General features: G+C 49.9%; 18 protein-coding genes. 14 read left to right on the forward strand and 4 right to left on the reverse strand.

The window, feature by feature from the left end; genetic code table 11:
• Positions 1-54: 54 nt before the first annotated feature.
• From ACYVFD_RS16185 to ACYVFD_RS16250, 14 genes are all read left to right on the forward strand, one after another.
• Positions 55-1,389, forward strand: coding sequence for a TldD/PmbA family protein (locus ACYVFD_RS16185; protein ID WP_461091275.1), 1,335 nt, complete (start codon positions 55-57; stop codon positions 1,387-1,389).
• Between the two features lie 126 nt (positions 1,390-1,515).
• Positions 1,516-3,123, forward strand: coding sequence for a TldD/PmbA family protein (locus tag ACYVFD_RS16190; RefSeq protein ID WP_461091276.1), 1,608 nt, complete (start codon positions 1,516-1,518; stop codon positions 3,121-3,123).
• A 111-nt stretch (positions 3,124-3,234) separates the two neighbouring features.
• On the forward strand, positions 3,235-4,596 hold the full coding sequence (locus ACYVFD_RS16195) for a TldD/PmbA family protein (RefSeq protein WP_461091277.1): 1,362 nt from the start codon (positions 3,235-3,237) through the stop codon (positions 4,594-4,596).
• 294 nt (positions 4,597-4,890) lie between these two features.
• Entirely contained in the window at positions 4,891-6,531 is a 1,641-nt protein-coding gene (locus ACYVFD_RS16200) for a TldD/PmbA family protein (protein ID WP_461091278.1), read from the forward strand.
• Between the two features lie 120 nt (positions 6,532-6,651).
• The gene (locus ACYVFD_RS16205) at positions 6,652-7,989 is read left to right on the forward strand and encodes a TldD/PmbA family protein (RefSeq protein WP_461091279.1); all 1,338 of its coding nucleotides are present in this window, start codon (positions 6,652-6,654) and stop codon (positions 7,987-7,989) included.
• 455 nt (positions 7,990-8,444) lie between these two features.
• Positions 8,445-8,675, forward strand: coding sequence for a PIN domain-containing protein (locus tag ACYVFD_RS16210; protein WP_461091348.1), 231 nt, complete (start codon positions 8,445-8,447; stop codon positions 8,673-8,675).
• Between the two features lie 74 nt (positions 8,676-8,749).
• Positions 8,750-9,268, forward strand: coding sequence for a GNAT family N-acetyltransferase (locus ACYVFD_RS16215; protein ID WP_461091280.1), 519 nt, complete (start codon positions 8,750-8,752; stop codon positions 9,266-9,268).
• Positions 9,269-9,389: 121 nt separating this feature from the next.
• Positions 9,390-9,893: a GNAT family N-acetyltransferase gene (locus ACYVFD_RS16220; protein WP_461091282.1), complete on the forward strand. Its 504-nt coding sequence runs from the start codon at positions 9,390-9,392 to the stop codon at positions 9,891-9,893.
• A 255-nt stretch (positions 9,894-10,148) separates the two neighbouring features.
• The gene (locus ACYVFD_RS16225; RefSeq protein WP_461091283.1) at positions 10,149-10,769 is read left to right on the forward strand and encodes a DUF4159 domain-containing protein; all 621 of its coding nucleotides are present in this window, start codon (positions 10,149-10,151) and stop codon (positions 10,767-10,769) included.
• Between the two features lie 126 nt (positions 10,770-10,895).
• Positions 10,896-11,885, forward strand: a complete 990-nt coding sequence (locus tag ACYVFD_RS16230) for an AAA family ATPase (protein ID WP_461091284.1) — start codon at positions 10,896-10,898, stop codon at positions 11,883-11,885.
• Between the two features lie 11 nt (positions 11,886-11,896).
• Entirely contained in the window at positions 11,897-12,748 is an 852-nt protein-coding gene (locus ACYVFD_RS16235) for a DUF58 domain-containing protein (RefSeq protein ID WP_461091285.1), read from the forward strand.
• Between the two features lie 89 nt (positions 12,749-12,837).
• Positions 12,838-14,031, forward strand: a complete 1,194-nt coding sequence (locus ACYVFD_RS16240) for a BatA domain-containing protein (RefSeq protein ID WP_461091286.1) — start codon at positions 12,838-12,840, stop codon at positions 14,029-14,031.
• Positions 14,028-16,256 (forward strand): hypothetical protein, encoded by a 2,229-nt coding sequence (locus ACYVFD_RS16245; RefSeq protein WP_461091287.1) that lies wholly within the window; start codon positions 14,028-14,030, stop codon positions 16,254-16,256. The genes ACYVFD_RS16240 and ACYVFD_RS16245 overlap by 4 nt, the downstream gene beginning before the upstream one ends.
• Positions 16,257-16,318: 62 nt before the next feature.
• Entirely contained in the window at positions 16,319-17,983 is a 1,665-nt protein-coding gene (locus tag ACYVFD_RS16250) for a hypothetical protein (RefSeq protein WP_461091288.1), read from the forward strand.
• A gap of 119 nt (positions 17,984-18,102) precedes the next feature.
• On the opposite strand, the gene ACYVFD_RS16255 is transcribed toward ACYVFD_RS16250, so the two are convergent.
• The 4 genes from ACYVFD_RS16255 to ACYVFD_RS16270 all read right to left on the reverse strand — a co-directional run bounded on the left by ACYVFD_RS16255 (position 18,103) and on the right by ACYVFD_RS16270 (position 20,429).
• Positions 18,103-19,137 carry a glycerophosphodiester phosphodiesterase gene (locus tag ACYVFD_RS16255; RefSeq protein WP_461091289.1) on the reverse strand — a complete coding sequence of 345 codons (1,035 nt, stop codon included), beginning with the start codon at positions 19,135-19,137 and terminating at the stop codon, positions 18,103-18,105.
• Between the two features lie 180 nt (positions 19,138-19,317).
• Positions 19,318-19,545 carry a hypothetical protein gene (locus ACYVFD_RS16260; protein WP_461091290.1) on the reverse strand — a complete coding sequence of 76 codons (228 nt, stop codon included), beginning with the start codon at positions 19,543-19,545 and terminating at the stop codon, positions 19,318-19,320.
• Positions 19,546-19,557: 12 nt separating this feature from the next.
• Positions 19,558-19,884: a hypothetical protein gene (locus ACYVFD_RS16265; protein ID WP_461091291.1), complete on the reverse strand. Its 327-nt coding sequence runs from the start codon at positions 19,882-19,884 to the stop codon at positions 19,558-19,560.
• A 206-nt stretch (positions 19,885-20,090) separates the two neighbouring features.
• Entirely contained in the window at positions 20,091-20,429 is a 339-nt protein-coding gene (locus tag ACYVFD_RS16270) for a hypothetical protein (protein WP_461091292.1), read from the reverse strand.
• Positions 20,430-20,431 lie beyond the last annotated feature (2 nt).

The raw sequence follows: 20,431 nt of genomic DNA on the forward strand, positions 1-20,431 counted from the left end.
CTTGCGTCAGCATTCTCACTCCTCGCTCCTACATACTAACTCCTATCCAAAAACATGGCAATCATCTTAAGTAAAGAAGAAGCAAAGAAAATAATCGACAAAGTTCTCTCGTACTCGAAAGCCGACGAGATGAGCGTCAACCTGTCGGGCGGTCGGACGGGCAACATTCGCTATGCTCGTAACTCGGTATCGACCAGTGGCGAAGGCACGAATCTATCGCTGGGCGTAACGGCGGTTTTTGGCAAAAAGAGCGGTACGGCCACCGTCAACGAGTTTGACGACGCGTCGTTGGAAAAAACTGTTCGGCGGGCTGAAGAAATTGCCCGGCTGGCGCCTGAAAATCCGGAGTACATGCCCGCCCTCGGTCCACAAACCTATCTATCGACAGACCCGTATTCCGAAAATACGGCTAAGATGGACCCGGCCTATCGCGCACAGGCTACGTTCGACAGCCTTGATCCCTGCCGCAAAAAGAATCTGGTAGCTGCCGGGTATATGGAAGATTCGACCCGGTTCAATGCCATCGGGAACAGCAAAGGCCTATCGGCTTATAACCGGGAAACCTCCGTCGAATTCTCGATTACCGTTCGAACGGCCGATGGATTAGGTTCTGGCTATGCCACGCAGGACGTGACGGATGTCTCGAAACTGAGCACAAAAAACATGACTGAAGTTGCCATGCAAAAAGCCATGGCCTCAGTGAACGCTCGTGCGCTGGAACCCGGTAAATACACCGTTATTCTGGAACCAGCAGCTTTGGTATCCAACGTCGATGCGTCGCTTATGGTGGCGCTGGTCCGGTCGATGGACGCTCGTAATGCCGACGAAGGTCGTTCGTTCCTGAGTAAGAAAGGGGGCGGTACGCGTCTGGGTGAAAAACTCTTCGATGAGCGCGTCACTATCTACTCCGATCCAACCAATTTAGAGGTACCCAGTGGTGCGTTTAGTGGCGATGGGCGGCCCCAGGAAAAAGTAACCTGGATTGAAAAAGGAGTGGTCAAAAACATGCCTTATTCGCGTTACTGGGCCGAAAAGAAAGGTGTTCATGCAACTCCTCCCGGCGGAAACTTCATCATGGAAGGCGGTACGCAGTCGCTGGCCGACATGATCAAAGGCACTGAGAAAGGCATCCTGGTCACCCGGCTTTGGTACATCCGCCCCGTCGATCCGCAAACGCTGCTTTATACAGGCCTGACCCGCGATGGCACATTCTACATCGAAAACGGTCAGATCAAGTTTCCGGTCAAAAACTTCCGATTCAACGAAAGTCCGGTTATCATGCTCAATAACCTGGAAGCTATGGGGAAACCCGTCCGTATCGGTGGCAACTTGGTTCCACCCCTCAAAATCAGAGACTTTACCTTCACAAGCTTGTCAGACGCAGTATAAAATACGGTCATTCAATTGTCATTTGTTGCTGAAACAATCCATGACTAAAAAAGGCCATTGAATGACTATCATCTACTTAACTAAATAACAAACTTGAACCGCCGAGATTTTAACCAACTTTTAGGCATGGGTGCTGCTGGAATCATCATGCCCAGCTTGCCTGCTTTTTCCCGTAACGTCCCTGCCGAAGCCCTACTGGAACCCGGTATGGATGTTTCAAAAAAGAAACGCCTGGCCGATGCCGCGCTGAATGCCGCCAAGTCGAAAGGGGCTACCTATGCCGATGTACGCATTGGCCGCTACCTGAACCAGTTTGTGCTCACCCGCGAAAACAAGGTACAGGGTATCATCAACGCCGAATCGTATGGTGTGGGTGTACGCGTCATTGCCAACGGCTGCTGGGGCTTTGCCTCAGTAGGTGACGCCCGTGATGAGTCGGTTGTTGCCAGGGCCGCCGAAACCGCTGTCAACATTGCCAAAGCCAACGCCCGGCTCCTGACCGAACCAGTCCAACTGGCTCCTCAGAAAGGCTTTGGTGAAGTAAGCTGGAAAGCACCCATCAAACGGAACGCCTTTGAAGTACCCGTTAAGGAAAAAGTGGACTTGCTGCTGGCGGCCAACGCGGCTGCGATGCAAAACGGTGCCAACTTCGTCAACAATGTCCTGTTCCAGATCAACGAGCAGAAGTATTTTGCCTCCACTGATGGCACCTACGCCGATCAGGATATCCATCGTATCGGACCGAATTTCACGGTTACCGCTATTGATCCTGCCAACGGACGCTTCTCCACGCGCAACTCCCTGAGTGCGCCGATGGGTATGGGGTATGATTACCTGCAAACTAACCCGGCCGATAAAGTTACGGGCGTTACGACCCGCTACAACAAAGGTTACGACATGATGGAAGACATTGTCGCAGCCGCCAAACAGGCCAAAGAGAAAGTGTCGGCGAAATCGGTCGAAGCGGGTAAGTATGACCTGATTCTCGACCCGTCGCACATGTGGCTGACCATCCACGAATCGGTGGGCCACCCGCTCGAACTCGACCGGGTACTGGGTTACGAAGCCAACTATGCCGGTACGTCGTTCGCTACGCTCGACAAATGGCAAACCAAGAATTTCAACTACGGCAGCAAAGAGGTCAACTTCTTTGCGGATAAAATCCAGCCGGGTTCGTTAGGGGCTGTTGGTTGGGATGATGAAGGCGTAAAAACCAAACGCTGGGATTTGGTAAAGGATGGTATCCTGGTCAACTACCAGGCCATTCGGGATCAGGTGCACATCATTGGTGAGAAAGAATCACAAGGTTGCTGCTACGCCGACAACTGGAGCTCGGTACAGTTCCAGCGCATGGCCAATGTGTCGCTGGCGCCAGGCAAAACCCCGCTGACCGTCGATCAGATGATTAAGGATGTGAAGAAAGGCATCTACATTATCGGCGATGGCTCGTTCTCCATCGATCAGCAGCGCTATAACTTCCAGTTTGGCGGCCAGTTGTTCTACGAAATCAAAGATGGTCAGATCGTTGGTATGCTGAAAGACGTGGCTTACCAGGCCAACACCCGCGAATTCTGGAACTCCTGCGTAGCCGTCTGCGATGAGCGTGACTACCGGCTTGGCGGTGCCTTCAACGATGGGAAAGGCCAGCCGCCACAATCGAGCGCCGTTTCGCACGGCAGTGCAACTGCCCGTTTCAATGGTGTCAATGTGATCAATACAGCCCGGAAAATATAAAAAACAGGAGTTAGGAGTGAGGAGCGAGGAGTGAGAATCCATCCGGCAACCATTGGGTTGCGTCAGCCATTCTCGCTCCTCACTCCTCGCTCCTAACTCCTATCGAAAGACATGGCTATCTTAAGTAAAGACGAAGCAAAGAAGATAATAGATAAAGTCCTGTCTTACTCGAAGGCGGACGAAATGAGCGTAGGGCTGAATGGAAGCCGAACTGGCAACATCCGCTATGCCCGAAACTCGGTGTCTACTAGCGGTGAATCTGACAACCTGGGGCTGTCGGTAACGGCCGTTTTCGGCAAGCGTTCAGGTACGGCCACCATCAACGAGTTTGATGATGCCTCGCTGGAAAAAACCGTTCGGCGGGCTGAGGAAATAGCCCGACTGGCCCCCGAAAACCCGGAATACATGCCTATGCTGGGTCCGCAAACGTATCTGGAAACAGCTACTTACGCCGAAAGCACCGCCAAAATCAATCCTGAATTCCGGGCACAGGCTGCTTTCGACAGCATCGACCCCTGCAAGAAAAAGAACCTGACGGCTGCGGGGTACATGGAAGATACTACCGGCTTTGCCGCCATTGGCAATAGCAAGGGACTGTTCGGCTATAACAAATCGACAAACGTTGATTTCTCGATCACCGTTCGTACCGCCGATGGTACCGGCTCTGGCTATGCTAATCCAGACGTAACCGACATTAGTAAGCTCAGCACCAAAGCATCTACTGAAATTGCCATGCAAAAAGCGTTGGCATCAGTCAACGCTAAAGCATTAGAGCCAGGGAAATATACCGTTATCCTGGAGCCAACAGCTTCGGTCGAACTGCTGCAAAACATGATGCGTAGCATCGACGCCCGCAGTGCCGATGAAGGGCGCTCATTCCTGAGCAAGAAAGGGGGCGGCACCCGTTTAGGCGAAAAACTCTTCGATGAACGCGTCACCATTATTACCGACCCGATGAATGCCGAACTACCTCTATCGCCATTTGGCGGAGGAGGGGGTGGCGGTGGTGCTGGTCGCTTCGGTGGAGGAGGTGGCGAAGGCATCCCTCAGGAGAAACGTACCTGGATCGAGAACGGAGTTGTTAAGAATATGGCGTATTCGCGCTACTGGGCTGAGAAAAAAGGCGTTAAGCCGGTTCCAGGACCAAGTGGTTTTATTATGATGGGTGGAACCCAATCGCTGGCCGATCTGATCAAAAGCACCGACAAGGGCATTCTGGTCACTCGTTTCTGGTACATCCGCGCTGTTGACCCTCAAACGCAGCTCTACACAGGCTTGACCCGCGACGGCACATTCTACATCGAAAACGGTCAGATCAAATTTCCGGTTAAAAACTTCCGATTCAACGAAAGCCCGGTTATCATGCTCAACAATGTCGAAGCCCTGGGTAAACCCGTTCGGGCAGGTGGCAACCTGATTCCGCCGATGAAGATTCGGGATTTCACGTTTACCAGCTTGTCTGACGCCGTATAAAGACCAATTTCAACCTAATTCATAAGGAGCTGTATTTGCTGTACAGCTCCTTTATATTTTTCAATAATCTGACCGGTCGGGCTACTGTCTACTTACCGTTCAAACGGCTCTTTTACCATCCAAACAGTAAACAGGAGCATTTTTTACTCATTTGGCTTTTATTCGCAAAAAGCCAACAAACATTGGCAATTGGCGTAGTGACTATGGTAAAATTCCAGATTTTAATGTTCAATCCGTAACTTGCCCTAGTGTTAACTACACTTCATTCATTCAATAAAATAGGAGAACCAAACCTTGAATCGTCGAGATTTCAACCAACTGCTGGGCATCGGAGCCGCTGGTATCCTGCTGCCCTCGCTTCCTGCCTTTTCCCGACCGGTCAGCCCCGAAATGTTACTGGAACCCGGTCTGGACGTATCCACCAAAAAACGCCTGGCCGATGCAGCCATGAATGCTGCCAAGAGCAAAGGGGCTTCGTACACCGACGTTAGGATAGGTCGCTACCTGAATCAATTTGTGGTTACCCGCGAAGACAAAGTTCAGAACATCGTCAACACCGAATCGTACGGGGTTGGGGTTCGGGTTATTGCCGACGGTTGCTGGGGTTTTGCCGCTGTAGTCGATGCCAAAAGTGAGGCCGATACCGCCAAAGCGGCCGAAAAAGCCGTTGCCATTGCCAAGGCCAACGCAAAGCTGATGAAGCAGCCGGTTCAGTTAGCTCCGCAAAAAGGCTACGGTGAGGTAAGCTGGAAAGCGCCCATTACGAAAAATGCGTTTGAAGTCCCCATCAAAGAAAAAGTGGACCTGTTGATGGGCGTCAACAGCGCAGCGATGAAAAATGGCGCCAACTTCATCAACTCGGTGCTGTTTATGGTGAACGAGCAAAAGTATTTTGCCTCCACCGATGGCACCTACGCCGATCAGGACATTCACCGGATCTGGCCCATTTTCAACGTTACGTCCATTGATGCCAAATCGGGTAAATTTGAAACCCGTAACGCCTTAAGCGCTCCCGTCGGTATGGGCTACGAATACCTGCAAACCAACCCAGCCGATAAAGTTACGGGCATCACCACCCGTTACAACAAAGGCTACGACATGCTGGAAGATGTCATTGCGGCTGCTCAGCAGGCGAAGGCCAAACATACCGCCAAATCGGTCGAAGCGGGTAAGTACGATCTGGTACTCGACCCCTCACACCTGTGGCTAACCATTCACGAATCTGTCGGCCACCCCCTCGAACTCGACCGTGTGCTGGGCTACGAAGCTAACTTTGCCGGAACCAGTTTCGCCACGCTCGATAAATGGCAGTCGAAAAACTTCAACTACGGCAGCAAACAGGTCAATTTCTTTGCCGATAAAACGCAGGTTGGCTCGCTGGGCGCTGTTGGCTATGACGACGAAGGCGTTCAGACCAAAAAATGGGATCTAGTCAAGGATGGTACACTAGTCAATTACCAGGCCATACGGGATCAGGTGCATATTATTGGCGAGAAGGAATCGCAGGGTTGCTGCTACGCCGACAGTTGGAGTTCGGTGCAGTTTCAGCGGATGGCCAACGTGTCGCTGGCGGCTGGCAAAACACCCCTGTCGGTTCAGGAGATGATCAAGGATGTGAAGAAAGGGATTTACATCATCGGTGATGGCTCGTTTTCAATTGATCAACAGCGCTATAACTTCCAGTTTGGGGGCCAGCTCTATTACGAAATCAAAGACGGTCAAATTGCGGGTATGCTCAAAGACGTTGCCTATCAGTCGAACACGCAGGAATTCTGGAACTCCTGCGTAGCCGTTTGCGATGAAAAAGATTACCGCTTAGGCGGTTCATTTTTCGACGGCAAAGGCCAGCCACCCCAATCGAGTGCCGTTTCGCACGGTAGTTCGACCGCCCGTTTCAATGGTGTTAATGTGATCAATACAGCCCGGAAAATATAAAAAACAGGAGTTAGGAGTGAGGAGCGAGGAGCGAGAATGCTGGCGCAAGCCAAAAGAATATGCGTCAGCCATTCTCGCTCCTCACTCCTCGCTCCTAACTCCTCGCTCCTACCTAAAAACATGGCAATCATACTTACAGAATCCGAAGCGAAGGCTCTGCTGCAAAAAGTATTGAGCTATTCAAAAGCCGACGAGTGCGAGGTCAATCTGCTGGGCGAAGAGCGGGGTAACCTGCGCTATGCCCGCAATGAAGTATCGACGAGCGGCTCGCTCATTAATAAAAATCTGGTGGTTCAGTCTGCTTTTGGCAAAAAAGTGGGCGTAGCTACCATCGATGAGTTCGATGATGCATCCATCGAAAAAGTAGTTCGGCGCTCCGAAGAGTTGGCCCGACTGGCACCCGAAAACCCTGAATATGTGGGCGTTCTGGGGCCGCAACAATATATCAAATCAGCCGGTTTTTTCGACTCTACCGCCAAAATCACCCCCGATACCCGAGCCGATGCCGTGGCCAAAAGCTTGAAGTTGGCTCGCGATCAGAAACTGGTAGCGGCTGGCTTTTTACAGGACCAATATGGCTACACGGCCATGATGAACTCGAAAGGGCTGTTTGCCTACTACCCCAGCACCAACGTCAACTTTTCGCTGACCGTTCGGACCGAAGATGGCAAAGGCTCTGGCTACGTGGCGCGTGGGTATAGCGACTTCAATAAACTGGATACCGAAGCCGCCACCAAAATAGCGATTCAAAAAGGGCAGGGTTCGGCCGAAGCACGCGCCATCGAACCCGGCAAATACACCGTTATTCTGGAGCCGACAGCCGCTGCCGTTCTACTGGAAAACATCTACTTCAATCTGGATGCCCGGTCGGCCGATGAAGGACGGTCGTACTTCAGCAAAGCAGGTGGTAAATCACGGTTGGGCGATAAGATTGTCGATGAACGCGTTACGATTTACTCCGATCCCACCCATCCTGAACTACCGGCATCGCCCTGGTCGGGCGATGGGCGACCTCAGGAAAAAACCATGTGGATCGAGAAAGGGGTGGTCAAAAACCTGTCATACTCGCGCTTCTGGGCACAGAAAACAGGTAAAAAAGCAATTCCCTTCCCCGGAAACCTGATTATGATGGGTGGAAACGCGTCGATGGACGAGATGATCAAGAGCACCCAGCGTGGTATTCTGGTCACGAAGCTCTGGTACATTCGCACCGTCGATCCACAGACTATCCTGCTTACCGGCCTCACCCGTGACGGGACATTCTACATTGAAAATGGTAAGATCAAACACCCGGTCAAAAACTTCCGCTTCAACGAAAGTCCGATCATTATGCTCAACAACCTGGAATCGCTGGGCAAGCCGGAGCGCGTTGTCAGTACCGAAACCGACCAAAACTACCTGATTCCGCCCATGAAAATTCGGGAGTTTACGTTTACGAGTTTATCAGACGCGGTGTAATGCCAGCACCCTGGATTTTAACAACAGAACCGCATTATAGCGGTTCTGTTGTTTTTAGGTTATTTTTACAGGGTCACAAACCTTATTAACCATGGTTTCGCACACATATCACATCCACCTTGAAAGTGCTACCATTCAATTGCCAAACGTAGATGATCTTTTAGAAAGGACGTTGAAGTCATTATTCGAGAGTTAACGCCTGCCGATCAGGCATCAAACTTCGATACCATCCATCAACTTCTTAAGGATCAGGCATCTCCTGATTTCTTCAAACAAATTGAAGACCCATCGACGTGGCAAAAGCAACTTCGCGATGAATGGGAATAAGCTCTTGTTAGATAGTAATATTGCTATTTATGTATCAAAAGGGACTCTGGCAGTTAGCGATTTTGCCCAATCAGGTGATACATTATGTGTTTCGTTGATAAGCTATTGGCTATCCATTTGCCGATGCAATCGAGGAGTCATTTACTCGTAAGCTATTCAGTTCATTAGAACTCCTCTCTATCAATCAAGCCATAGCCGACCGAGTTATTACGTATCGAAAGCTTCGTAAAATTAAGCTTCCTGATGCCATCATTTTAGCAACTGCCCGCGAAAACGATTGCCACCTAATCACTCAAAATGTCGATGACTTTGTGGGATTAGATCAACAGGTTGTCATCATAAATCCATTTAACAAATAATCTAACAAGCATTCATCAGCCTGTCGGATATGATCTAATTTGTAGTGGAGGCTAGTCGACCAATTTTTAGTTATATGGTTCATATCCGAAACGCAACACCCTTTGACAAAGACGCTATCCTTGCCCTTCACCGGGAAGTCGCCCGGATTAGTCAGGGCATCGCCCGCACTGAGTCGGAAATTACGAAGATCTATATCGAAAACCTTTTTCAAACAACCGCCCAGTATGGTCTTATGCTGGTTGCCATCAACGAATCGGACGCGGTTGTTGCCGAAATTCACGCATCCAAATACGGCCTGCGTATTTTTGACCACATCCTGACAGGTTTAACCATTGCCGTACATCCAGCTTATCAGGGTAAAGGCGTCGGCAAAAAACTGTTTCAGGCGTTCCTTAATGATGTTCAGAAGGTATTTCCAGAGGTAAGCCGGGTAGAACTCGAATCCAGAGCCTCGAACCAGAAATCGATTGGCTTATATCAAAGCCTGGGCTTTGTGCTGGAAGGGCGTATGAAAAACAAAACCCGAAATCAGGATGGTACTTACGAAGACAGCCTGCTCATGGCCTGGACCAAGCCCGGTGTCGCCCCTTAGCCATATCGGACGTTTCACTACTTCTTTCGTAACTTCATCACTCCGTAAGCCATACAATAATTGCGTTCAATCCGTGTCTACGAATTCCTATGCCTAGTTGGTTAAAGCTGCTATATCTTTTATGATTACTATTACCCAAGCCACCGAACAAGACTTACCGATCATTCAGGACATCGCCAATCGAACCTGGCCTAATACATTTGGCGAAATTCTATCACCTGACCAGATTAGCTACATGCTCGATATGATGTACAGTCTGGATTCACTCAAAAGCCAGACCAACGACAAGCAGCATGTCTTCTTGTTGGCTAAAGACGATACTAGCCAGGAATACCTGGGATACTGTTCGTATGAGTTCAATTATAAAGGCCAATCGCTAACCAAGATTCACAAAATTTACCTCCTCCCGGCTAGCCAGGGTAAGGGCGTGGGCCGTTTGCTGATCGATACAGTGGCCGAAGTAGCCAAGGCAAACAACAACGACCGATTAGGGCTAAATGTCAATCGGAACAACAAAGCCATTCAATTCTACGAACGGGTCGGTTTCGCCATCGTCGGACAGGAAGACATCGACATTGGCGACGGATTTCTGATGGAAGATTTTGTCATGGAAAAACCGTTATAGGACTTTTGCAAGAACCTCTACCTAACCCCTTCTTCATCTCATTTGTAAATCCTCTACTGATTTTTGCAAAATCCTCTTTGGACATCTAGCGATTTAGCCGCAGAAAATGTATTTTTAGGATTGAAATTGAGGAATCCAGCCAGTTGCTCTGAGTTGACTGACCGATTCTAAGATGAATATAATATTAACACCCAATAGTATTATTCTGTAAATTCCACTGGAATTGAGGTTGATACTACTTCTCAACAAACAAGTTTGAAACCATTCTTTTTCACCCGCATTCAGTATACCTCTGGTGACTGGGATACTGACCAGCGAATGCCGTCTAATTTGATGCATTCATTGGTCGAGTATACAACCCTGCCGGTCGATCAGAAGGAGCGGGTGGTGCAACTGAGCAGTCCCGACTTGTTTAAAAGTCCGTTCTGTTACCTCAGCGGTCATAAACTAGTGGAGTTTTCGGCTCAGGAGCGCGATCATTTCAAACGGTATGTGCAAAATGGCGGCTTCGTCTTCGTCGACGATTGTAACCATGATGTCGATGGCCTGTTTGCCAAATCATTCGAGCAGGAAATGGCCCGAACCTTCGGCCCGAAAGCCTTGCAGAAAATTCCGAATACACACCCCATTTACACCTGTTTCTTTAAGTTTGACGATGGTCCGCCAACCACGTCGTTCGAGCTGAACGGCTGGGGTGACGACCTGGTGCATGATTACCTGAAAGCCATTACCATAAACGGGCGCATTGGAGTGTTGTACAGCAACAAAGATTATGGCTGCGAGTGGGATTACGACTTCCGTAATAAACGCTTTCTGGCCGAAGACAATACTAAGTTTGGCGTCAATATTATCACCTACGCCATGGTATATGTATGATATAAGGAATGAATAATGTACAATGTAAAATGAATAGTTTTAATGGTTTGATTACCAGCAAAACACACCATCCATTTTTCATTATTCATTATCCATTTTCTTTAAAACAGCCTGATAGATAATACATTGGAATCAACAGACTTAACTCACTACAAAAAGCTGGTGGCCAAATTACCCCAGCTACGCAACGAAATTGGCAAGGTAATTATCGGTCAGCAGGAAGCCATCAGCGAGGTATTGATTGCCTTACTGGCAGGTGGCCATTGCCTGCTCGAAGGGGTACCGGGACTAGCCAAAACCCTGATGGTGAAAACCATGTCGGACGCGCTGGCTATGCGGTTCAAACGCATCCAGTTTACGCCCGACCTCATGCCGGGCGATATTGTCGGTACCGAAATTCTGGAAGACGACCACGAAACGGGCCACAAGGTGTTTGTGTTCAATCAGGGGCCTATTTTTGCCAACGTTGTCTTGGCCGATGAGATCAACCGGACGCCCCCCAAAACGCAGGCCGCCATGCTCGAAGCCATGCAGGAATATAAGGTTACCTATGGCGGAAAAGACTACCCACTGCCGAAGCCATTCCTGATCATTGCGACCCAAAACCCCATTGAGCAGGCCGGAACCTATCCCCTTCCTGAAGCGCAGCTCGACCGTTTTCTGCTCTACATCAAGCTTAGCTACCCCGCCGAGCACGAAGAGCTGAACGTTCTGAAAAGCACAACGGGTACGGCCCGCCCCGAACTACAAACGGTACTGTCGGACCAGGAAATCATTGAGTTGCAGAAGCTGACGCGTCAGGTACATATCAGCGATGAGTTGATCGACTACATCAATAAACTCGTCCGGGCCACCCGCCCCGATGGTTCGCCTTCGTCGTTTGTCAAACAATGGTGCCAATGGGGAGCGGGTCCACGGGCTGGTCAGGCATTGGTGCTGTGCGCCAAAGCGCGTGCGGTGTTGAATGAGCGATTCTCGGTGATCCCCGATGATATTCAGACGCTGGCCTACCCAATCCTTCGCCACCGTATCGCCCTCAACTTCCGGGCCGAAGCCGAAGGTATTACCACCGATAAGGTTATTAAACAGTTGTTGAGTGAACTCAGGCTGGCGTAAACCGCACCATCATGCTTACTACCGATCTGATTAAACTCAATAATCTGCAACTGGCTGGAAAACTGGTCAGTGATGAATCGTTGTTGGGTATTCAGGCGAGTCAGCGGTCGGGGATTGGGACGGAGTTCGAGCAGTTCAGGCACTATACCCCCGGCGATGATCCGAAGCGCATCGACTGGAAACTGTTCGCCAAATCGAATCAGTATCTGGTACGCGAGTCGGCTACGGAGAGTAACCAGCAGATTCGGTTTGTGATCGATTTGTCGGGGTCGATGAATTATGCCGAAGCGGGTGTTAGTCGCCTACAATACGCGAAAATTCTGCTGGCATCACTGGCTTACCTGGCCAACCGCCAAAGCGATCAGATAAGCCTGTACAGCCTGCACGATGGGGCTATTCAAACACTGGTTCCGGCGGGGAAACAAGCTTTTCTGAAAATTGTGGCTACGCTCGAAGCTGCGAAGGCATCCGGACCGTGGGCCACACAGGCGAGTTCGTTTCCAGAATTCAGCCGGAAGCAAAGCGAGATGCTCATTCTGGTATCCGACTTTTTACAGGTCAACGACGAATGGGTGAACCTAATCCAGAAAGTAGCGGGACCACGTCGGGAAATCATCATTTTCCAGTTGCTGGGCGATCAGGAAATGGATTTTTCGATGAGTGGGTTTTACCGATTTCAGGACCTGGAAACGGGTCGGGAAATTGAATTACAGGCCGATGCGATTCAGGATATTGTCCGGCAGCGGTCTTCGGCTTACCTAAGCAGTCTGGAAGAAAGCCTACGCATTCCGCATGTCCGGCTGATCCGAGTGCGACTGAGCGACCCGATTGCGCTGGTTTTGAAACAGTTTTTATTATCCTAATGGCGTCTCCTGACCGGATGGTTTATGGCTGACGCATAGGAGACGCAACGGATTGCCGCAACGGCAGACCGGTCTCTACAACATTGATTATGACATTTATAGAACCTGTTATTTTGTGGGGAACGTTGGCGGTTGCTGTGCCGATCGCCATTCACTTCTGGCATCAGAAGCAGGGGAAATTATTGCCCTGGGCGGCTACCCAATGGCTACTCGAAAAGCAGCAACAGCAGAGTCGCGGTCTTCGGCTTGACAATCTGTTGCTACTGATCGTGCGCTGTATACTGGTTATTCTGCTGGCGGTTCTGCTGGCCCAACCCATTGTAAACTGGGCATCCCAAAAGCCAACCATTACCAAAACCCATCTGGTACAACCAAGTCCAGCAATAACCGATAACTTTCGTTTTGAACTGGCCGAAGCACTAAGAAAAGGAGAACGGGTGATCTGGGCCAACCCTACACTGGAATCAGTCGAGACCGATTTGAAATTGCCTCAATCATCGGAGTCATTTGGGCCATTGGACTTGCAGACGGCCATCAATCAGGCAACTAAACCCAATACCGAACTCCATTTGTATATCGGCAGCAATCAAGCTCTAACTGATGTACCAGCCATAACCGTACCCGCTCGGTTCAAACTCCATAGCGTTGTTGATTCGACCCGTCAGCCTCGCCCATACCTGACAGTTAAAAACGACCGTAAATTGTTTGTGAATCGGGCAGGCCGGCTGGTCAGTAGTCCAACACTCGACCCCGCTCTGAAATACCAGCCTGAACCTGTGCATTCGGGGCCAATCCGAACCCTACTGGCTTACAAAAATGTCCGTGAACAGCAAACCGTAAAAGCGTCGCTGGCGGCTTTGACCGACGTATATGGACTGGATTTACGAGTAGACGAAAAAAGTGTATCGGGACAAACGTATGACTGGGTATTGACCGACCAGGTACCCTTAAACCCATCGCCCAAAACGTTATATACAATGTCGGGAACGGTGCAACGTCCGGCCCTTGATAACGTCATTACAACGGATGACGTGCTGACTCCTCAGACGTCGGGGCGGGTTGAAAATGGGCAATTGCCGGAGTGGTTGGGCGAGCTACTGGTTCGGCACTACGGGCTGGCATCGACTACGCAACCATTGAGTCATCAGGATTTGACTGCCTTGTTTATTCCTACAACGAAACCCCAGACCGAACAACAGGCCGGGCTCCAAAATGCCCTTTTTCTGCTGGTACTCGTTATTATAGGAGTCGAACGTTGGCTGGCTTTAACCAAAAATGCATGAACGAGCTCAAACGTCTTATATCGTCAGTAACTTATCAGCTTTATGCCAATGTGCTGCTACGATGCTTGCTGGTAGCCGTTGCGGTTTATTTGGTGTCGATTACTTTTACAGGTTCTCTCATTTGGTCGTTACTGGCGGGTTTGTCTGGATTTGGAGCCTGTGCTTTTGTCAACAAACTCTATCAGGACAAAAAGCCACAGGCTATACGGCTGATTCACCAGACGGTGGGCGATGCTGAATACAGTCTGCCTTTGCTAACCAAACCCCAGTTAAATCTGGCCGAACAGCTCCAGCTTGACCGGCTCAATCAACAGGTGCAGCAGGTACAAATGCCCGTTGTTGTGCTATCGAAAGCTGGCTTGTATGGTGTATTTCTGCTACTGGCTCTGGGTGTCTATATAGGCTATCCGCGTTTGCAAACGGCCTCATCACCGGCCAATCCGAAAAAGAAGAGTTTCCTTTCGAACATTTTGCCGGAACAGAAACCCACTGCTCCCACATTTGAGTCAGCCCGTTTGCGTATACAACCACCCGCTTACACGCGCTTGCCCGAAACCAATTCCTCGAACCTAAATGCCTCGTCGATAGTCGGGGCAACGCTGACCTGGCGGGTTCAATTCAGTGGTTCCGACCATTTGGCTGTAAAATTGGTCGGTAGCAAAGGACAAGAAGTACCGTTCAAGCTATCGGGCGATGAGTTTGTGTATCAGGATCGGCTGATTAATTCCGGTCTATATGCCATAAAAGCCTACTGGCATACTGAAAACAACCGCGATTCGCTCATTTATCAATCAGACTTTTACCGATTGGAAGCCCGTCCAGACCTGGCTCCTAAAATTGAACCTGACTCGAAAGAATTGTATCGGTATCATTACCTGAAAGACCCAAAAATGCTGAACATCGGGGCGCGGATTTCAGATGATTTCAGCGTTACGCAGACCTTTATTGTGGCAACCGTGGCGCGGGGATCGGGCGAAAATGTGAAGTTTCGGGAAGTTAAAATGCCGTTAAGCCCAACCAATTTTAAAGACTCCCGGCTTACCAAAACCATCGACCTGAAAGCCCTGAACTTTGCCCCCGGCGACGAACTCTATTACTACTGGGCCGCTTTCGACAATCGCCAGCCTGAACCAAACTTCACCAAATCAGACACCTATTTTGTGGTTTACAAAGACACCACTAAAGCTGAAGAGAGTGAACTGGCGACCATGGCCGTCAACATAATGCCCGAGTATTTCCGCAGCCAACGGCAAATTATTATCGATACCGAAAAACTGATTGCCGGTCGAAAAAAAATGGCCGACAAGCCTTTTAAGAGCCAATCGAACGAAATCGGTTTTGACCAAAAAGCCCTTCGATTGCGCTACGGCCAGTTTTTGGGCGAAGAGTTTGAGAAATCAATTGGTGGCGGTGGCCCTCCGCCCGATGCGGCTCCGGTATCGGGGATGGCTGCTGTGGAAGCCTATATGCATAAGCACGATGAAGGCGAAGGCGACCATTCCGGCCCTGCTCAGGCCCATCACGATGATGACGATGAACATGGACACGACCACAATCATGGCGGAGGTACCAGCGATGATAAAGACCCACTGGCTGCCCTGATGGAACAATATGTGCATAACCACGACGATGCCGAAACCAATACATTCCATGAGCAGTCGACCCGCTCGCTGCTAAAGATGGCCCTGGAAAATATGTGGCAGTCGGAGTTGCATTTGCGACTCTACGAACCCGAAAAGGCCCTGCCTTACGAGCAGGAAGCTCTGAAATACCTGAAGCTGTCGCAGCAAAAGGCCCGCTCATACGTAAAGAAAACCGGCTTCGACCCACCACAAACCAAAGAAAAAGAAACCCGTCTGACGGGCGAGTTCAAGAACGTTACCGATGCCCTCCGGCAGGACCGTCGCTACAGTCAGCAGCGAATTGAAGCGTTGGTAGCGGATGTGCTGGGGTACCTGGACCTTGTCCAACTAAATAGCCAACAGAAACAAACGACCCAGCAACTCGGAAATGCTCTGGCCGAACAGGTTGTCAATAGCGGCTTATCGAACTGGTCGGTGCTGGCCACCTTACAAAAATTAGCGACTGGAAAACCCTTGTCAGATCCCGAAAAAACCAGTCTAAAAACCAGGCTTTATGCCTTTTCGGGCGCATCCGAACGAACTGGCTCCGCTTACGTCAGTGATCGAAAATTGCAGCAAGCTTTCTGGCAACATTTGAAGTAAAGCGGGTGGAAACCCGCTAGAAAACCCAATAGCGGGTTTCCACCCGCTTTACCACTAGTTAAATGCATACAACCGTAAACTGGACTTCACCGATTTGCTGGCTTATTGTTCTGGCCCTATTGGTATTGCTGTTGGTTCAAGTCTGGCTTATTGTCCGTAATACATCATTGTCCACGGTCCGAAAATGGATTCGGGGTAGTCTGAACGGAGCGCTTTGGCTGTTACTGGTTGGTTATTTCCTCAACATTCAATGGTCTATCGACCGGGCTAGTACTCATGCGCTACTCATGGGCGATGAAGTTCCTGCGGCCTTTGCCCGACAGATAACCGACAGCCTGCACATTCCGAAGAGTTTTACGAGTCGAAATTTCAAACCAAAATATGATTCGGTAACGCTGGTAGGCCAACAGTTCCCAGTCGAACTACTCACTCAGCTAAGCGGTACCAACCTTCGGTGGGTTCCGTACAATGCTCCCGACGAACTTCAGGCCATTCATTGGAAAGGCATGGTGCGGCAGGGCGAAATCCAGCGCGTAACGGGGTTGCTGGCCTCTTCCAAAGAGCAGTGGCTGCGGCTCCGGTTCGGCAGTAAAACACTCGATAGTCTGTTGCTGCATGAAGGGCCAAACCCATTTACCTTCCAGTTTCCGGCATTCGGAAACGGCCACAGCCAGATTGAGCTGGTGCTGGGCGGCACGGCACGAAGTACAACAACACTCGATACGCTTCGCTTTTATACCCGGCCTACCGAACCGCTTAAGGTCCAGTTTCTGCTGAATAGCCCTGATTTTGAAAGCAAAACTCTGGCCGATTGGCTGGGTAAGCATGGGCATACAGTTTCGGTTTCGGCTACCTTGTCTAAAAACATTGGCAGCAATTTAACCATTAACCAGTCGGGGAAATCAACGGTCAAAACAACACCCGATCTGATCATTACCGAACCGACCAATGCCGCCAACCCAACCCTTCGCAAAGCCGTTGCCGATGGAAAAGCTGTTCTGTTTATCAACCTGACGAATCCCGAAACCGACAGTCGGGCGATCAATCAGGCGTTGGGCGGTCGCTGGCAGGTGCGTAAGTTCTCCAATGAACCACAGGTTCCGGTTGGCAATGGGTTGACTGCCCTCCCCTATCGTTTTGCCGATCAACCAACGCAGTTTGCGGTTTCCGGGTATCCGGTAGCTGTTCAGCGGACGATTGGCCGTGTTGGTGTCAGTCTATTATCGGAAACCTATCCGCTTTCGTTAAGTGGTGATAGTGTAGCCTACAGCCGCATCTGGACGGCGATTCTGGCCCGTTTGTCAGCTACGAACCAGAATACCGTTCAGGTCGATGCGCCAATTTATAGCCACATCCGGCAAGCTATTTCGGTCAATAATCCAACGAATCGCCTTTCGACGTTACGAGTTGGTCAGGACACACTCCGATTGGTGGATTCGCCCCTGAACGAACGCTCGGCTACCGGTCAGTCATCGTTTAATCAGGCGGGCTGGCAATCGGTACAAGATTCACTTGCCCTCTATGTGAATGGGCCAACCAGCACTCAAACGCGTGATCAGTTGCGCGACCGGCAGGTAGTTCGGCAATTCATGCTGGCGCACGAACAGGCGCAGTTGGCGCACAGTACCATCGAACAAACCCAAACGGCTTCGTTACCCAACTCAACCTGGCTGATTCTGTTACTGATTTGCTTTACCGCTTTATGGATAGAGCCGAAGGTGCGGTAAACTTTCTACTGTTTGTCTTTCCGACCGGGATGCGTAGTCGAAGGAGGAATCTCAACTTTCTCGTTAGTCAAACTTGAGATTCCTCCTTCGTCGGAATGACAAACTATTCGCTACCCCAACTACTTCTGTATCATCGACAGAAGCAATTCCGGCTCATTGGTGGTAATGTAATCGACCTGCTGGTTCAGTAACCAGCTTAAATCAGTCTTATCATTTACCGTCCAGACATTGGTGGTCAGTTTGCGTTGGCGGGCGTCCTGAATCCAGGCTTCGTTTTTCTTAATTACACTCTGATGATAGTCAAAGCCATCCAGACGATCGGCCGCTAGCTGCTCCGGTGTTTTATCGCCGTTCAGATACGACACCTTCGCGTTGGGGTTTAGCGCTTTCACTTTTTTGCAGACATCGTAATCGAAGGCAATGTAATCGACCCAGGCCTGAGCCTTCATCTGATGAACTAGTTGCACCACGTGCTCGGTCAATGCCAGCGACCGCTCCTTACCAAGTCGTGATGTTTTGATTTCCAGAACCAGCTTGGTTTTCGTCTGCTTCATCCCTTCGGTTAGGTAAGCCCAAAGTTTCGGCAGCGATTCGCCGTTGCTCAGTCTGACCTTTTCGAGTTCGGCAGCCGGTGTTTTTTCGATATCAATCCCCTGCACGACATGGTCGTGATTCACAAACAAGACCGAATCCGACGACATATGGACATCGAATTCACTACCCATACACCCTAAGTTAATGGCGTTCTGGAGCGATTTGATTGAATTTTCGGTTGTACCTGCCTGCTTCCAGGCACCCCGGTGGGCAATCACCTGGTTCCGAATAAACGTATCTTTCACCAATCGGAACGTATCGCGTACAACGCCTTTTGCTCCTGTCCCTTCAACCACCACATCATACCAGGGTCTATCGGCCGAAGCGGCTTCGGGTTTTATAGCGAGTTGATTGGTTTTATCCAGCGAAAAGAGCTTTGCGTTAGGGCCTTTCAAGGTGATACGTTTGACAGGCTCTGCTGTTTGTATAGTACCGACGGTCAATTGCGACGGTGTATAGGTGTAGTTGGACAGTGAAAGTTTGGATTGCGCCATTCCAAATAGTGGCCCTAATAGGGTCATGGTAACGATCAGAAAAGTAGCTTTACCAATAGAGTTCATGGACATCGTTAAGCAATAATCTAATTGAAAAGTGAACGTGACAGCAGAGCTACTTTAACTCTGCCGATTATTCTTGCAAGAACAGGGTGCGAATAACGGCTAAAAACAGAAAAAGGTAACCCAAGCTGGATTACCTTTTCATTACCAATCGTTCACTAGTCAATCCATTCCAACGGCCGATTATTGCCGTAAACTCGTGTCGGTATCGGCCTTTTCGGTTGCCCTGTGGTGTTTGTCTTGATACGCCCCATCACAGCCACCGTGGTGATACCCATACGAGTGGCCATAATAACCACGGTGTCCCCAATAGTGATATCCTGCCGACCGGGGGCCTACGAAAGCCATCAGGCTCCCGAAAGTAAGGGCAGCAGTAAGTACCACTGCCCAGGGATTTAATCGTTGTCTCATTAGTCTCGTCGTTTAGATCTTGGTTGTTCCTTCGTTTGCTGTTGTCTCAGTGGTTTTCCAGTCGGTATAGCCACCACAATGCCCGTGTTCGAAGCGCTGTTTGAATTGATTGTACTCTTCATCGCTCATTTGCCGGATTCGATCGGCAAAAGCAGGCATATACCCAAAGCCCCGTCGACCCCAGCCTCCTCGTCGGAAACGCCCCCCACCGAAAAGCCGGAATAGTGTACCGATAATGACGAAAAACAGGATGACCCGAAGCAGGAAAAATGGCATAATAAATAAAGCAGCGCCCAAAAGCACTCCGGCTAAAATGGACCTTAACAGATTGTTATTCATTGTATGTTGTGTTTAACGTGTTGTTCTACAGTGGATGACGGACAAGAGGGCTAATTACTTTACCGATTTTGAAAAATTTTTTAACTTTTTGTTTTCGATCAGAAACAGGCACCCAACGCATAAAAAAAGCCTCACCAGATTATCTGGCAAGGCCTTTAGCATGGCGATACACTTCGAGCTAAACAGGTCAAAAATCCTAATGGCTGTTACTCATTGGTACGTTTCCAGCCGCCCCAGCGCCGTCGCCATTCACTTTTGAACTCAGCACGCTCGTCATCGGACATCTGACGCCATTTTTCCCGCCATTGATGCCGTGGCCCATAAGGTGGCCCTCCACCCGACGGATTGAAGCGAAAGCCGCCAAATAGAATCCGAAACAAAACCAATAGCCCCAATGCCTGCCAGAACGTAACGGCCTTCACTGGCGCAACGGCTACCAGGACCTGGTTCCAAAGCCAGTAGACAATGTAGGTGATACCCAGCAGGGCAACCAGAAAGAATAGAGGAAAAAAGCCAAACCGTCTTCGTCCGTAGCGGGGTCTCATCG

The organism is Spirosoma gilvum (assembly GCF_054776815.1).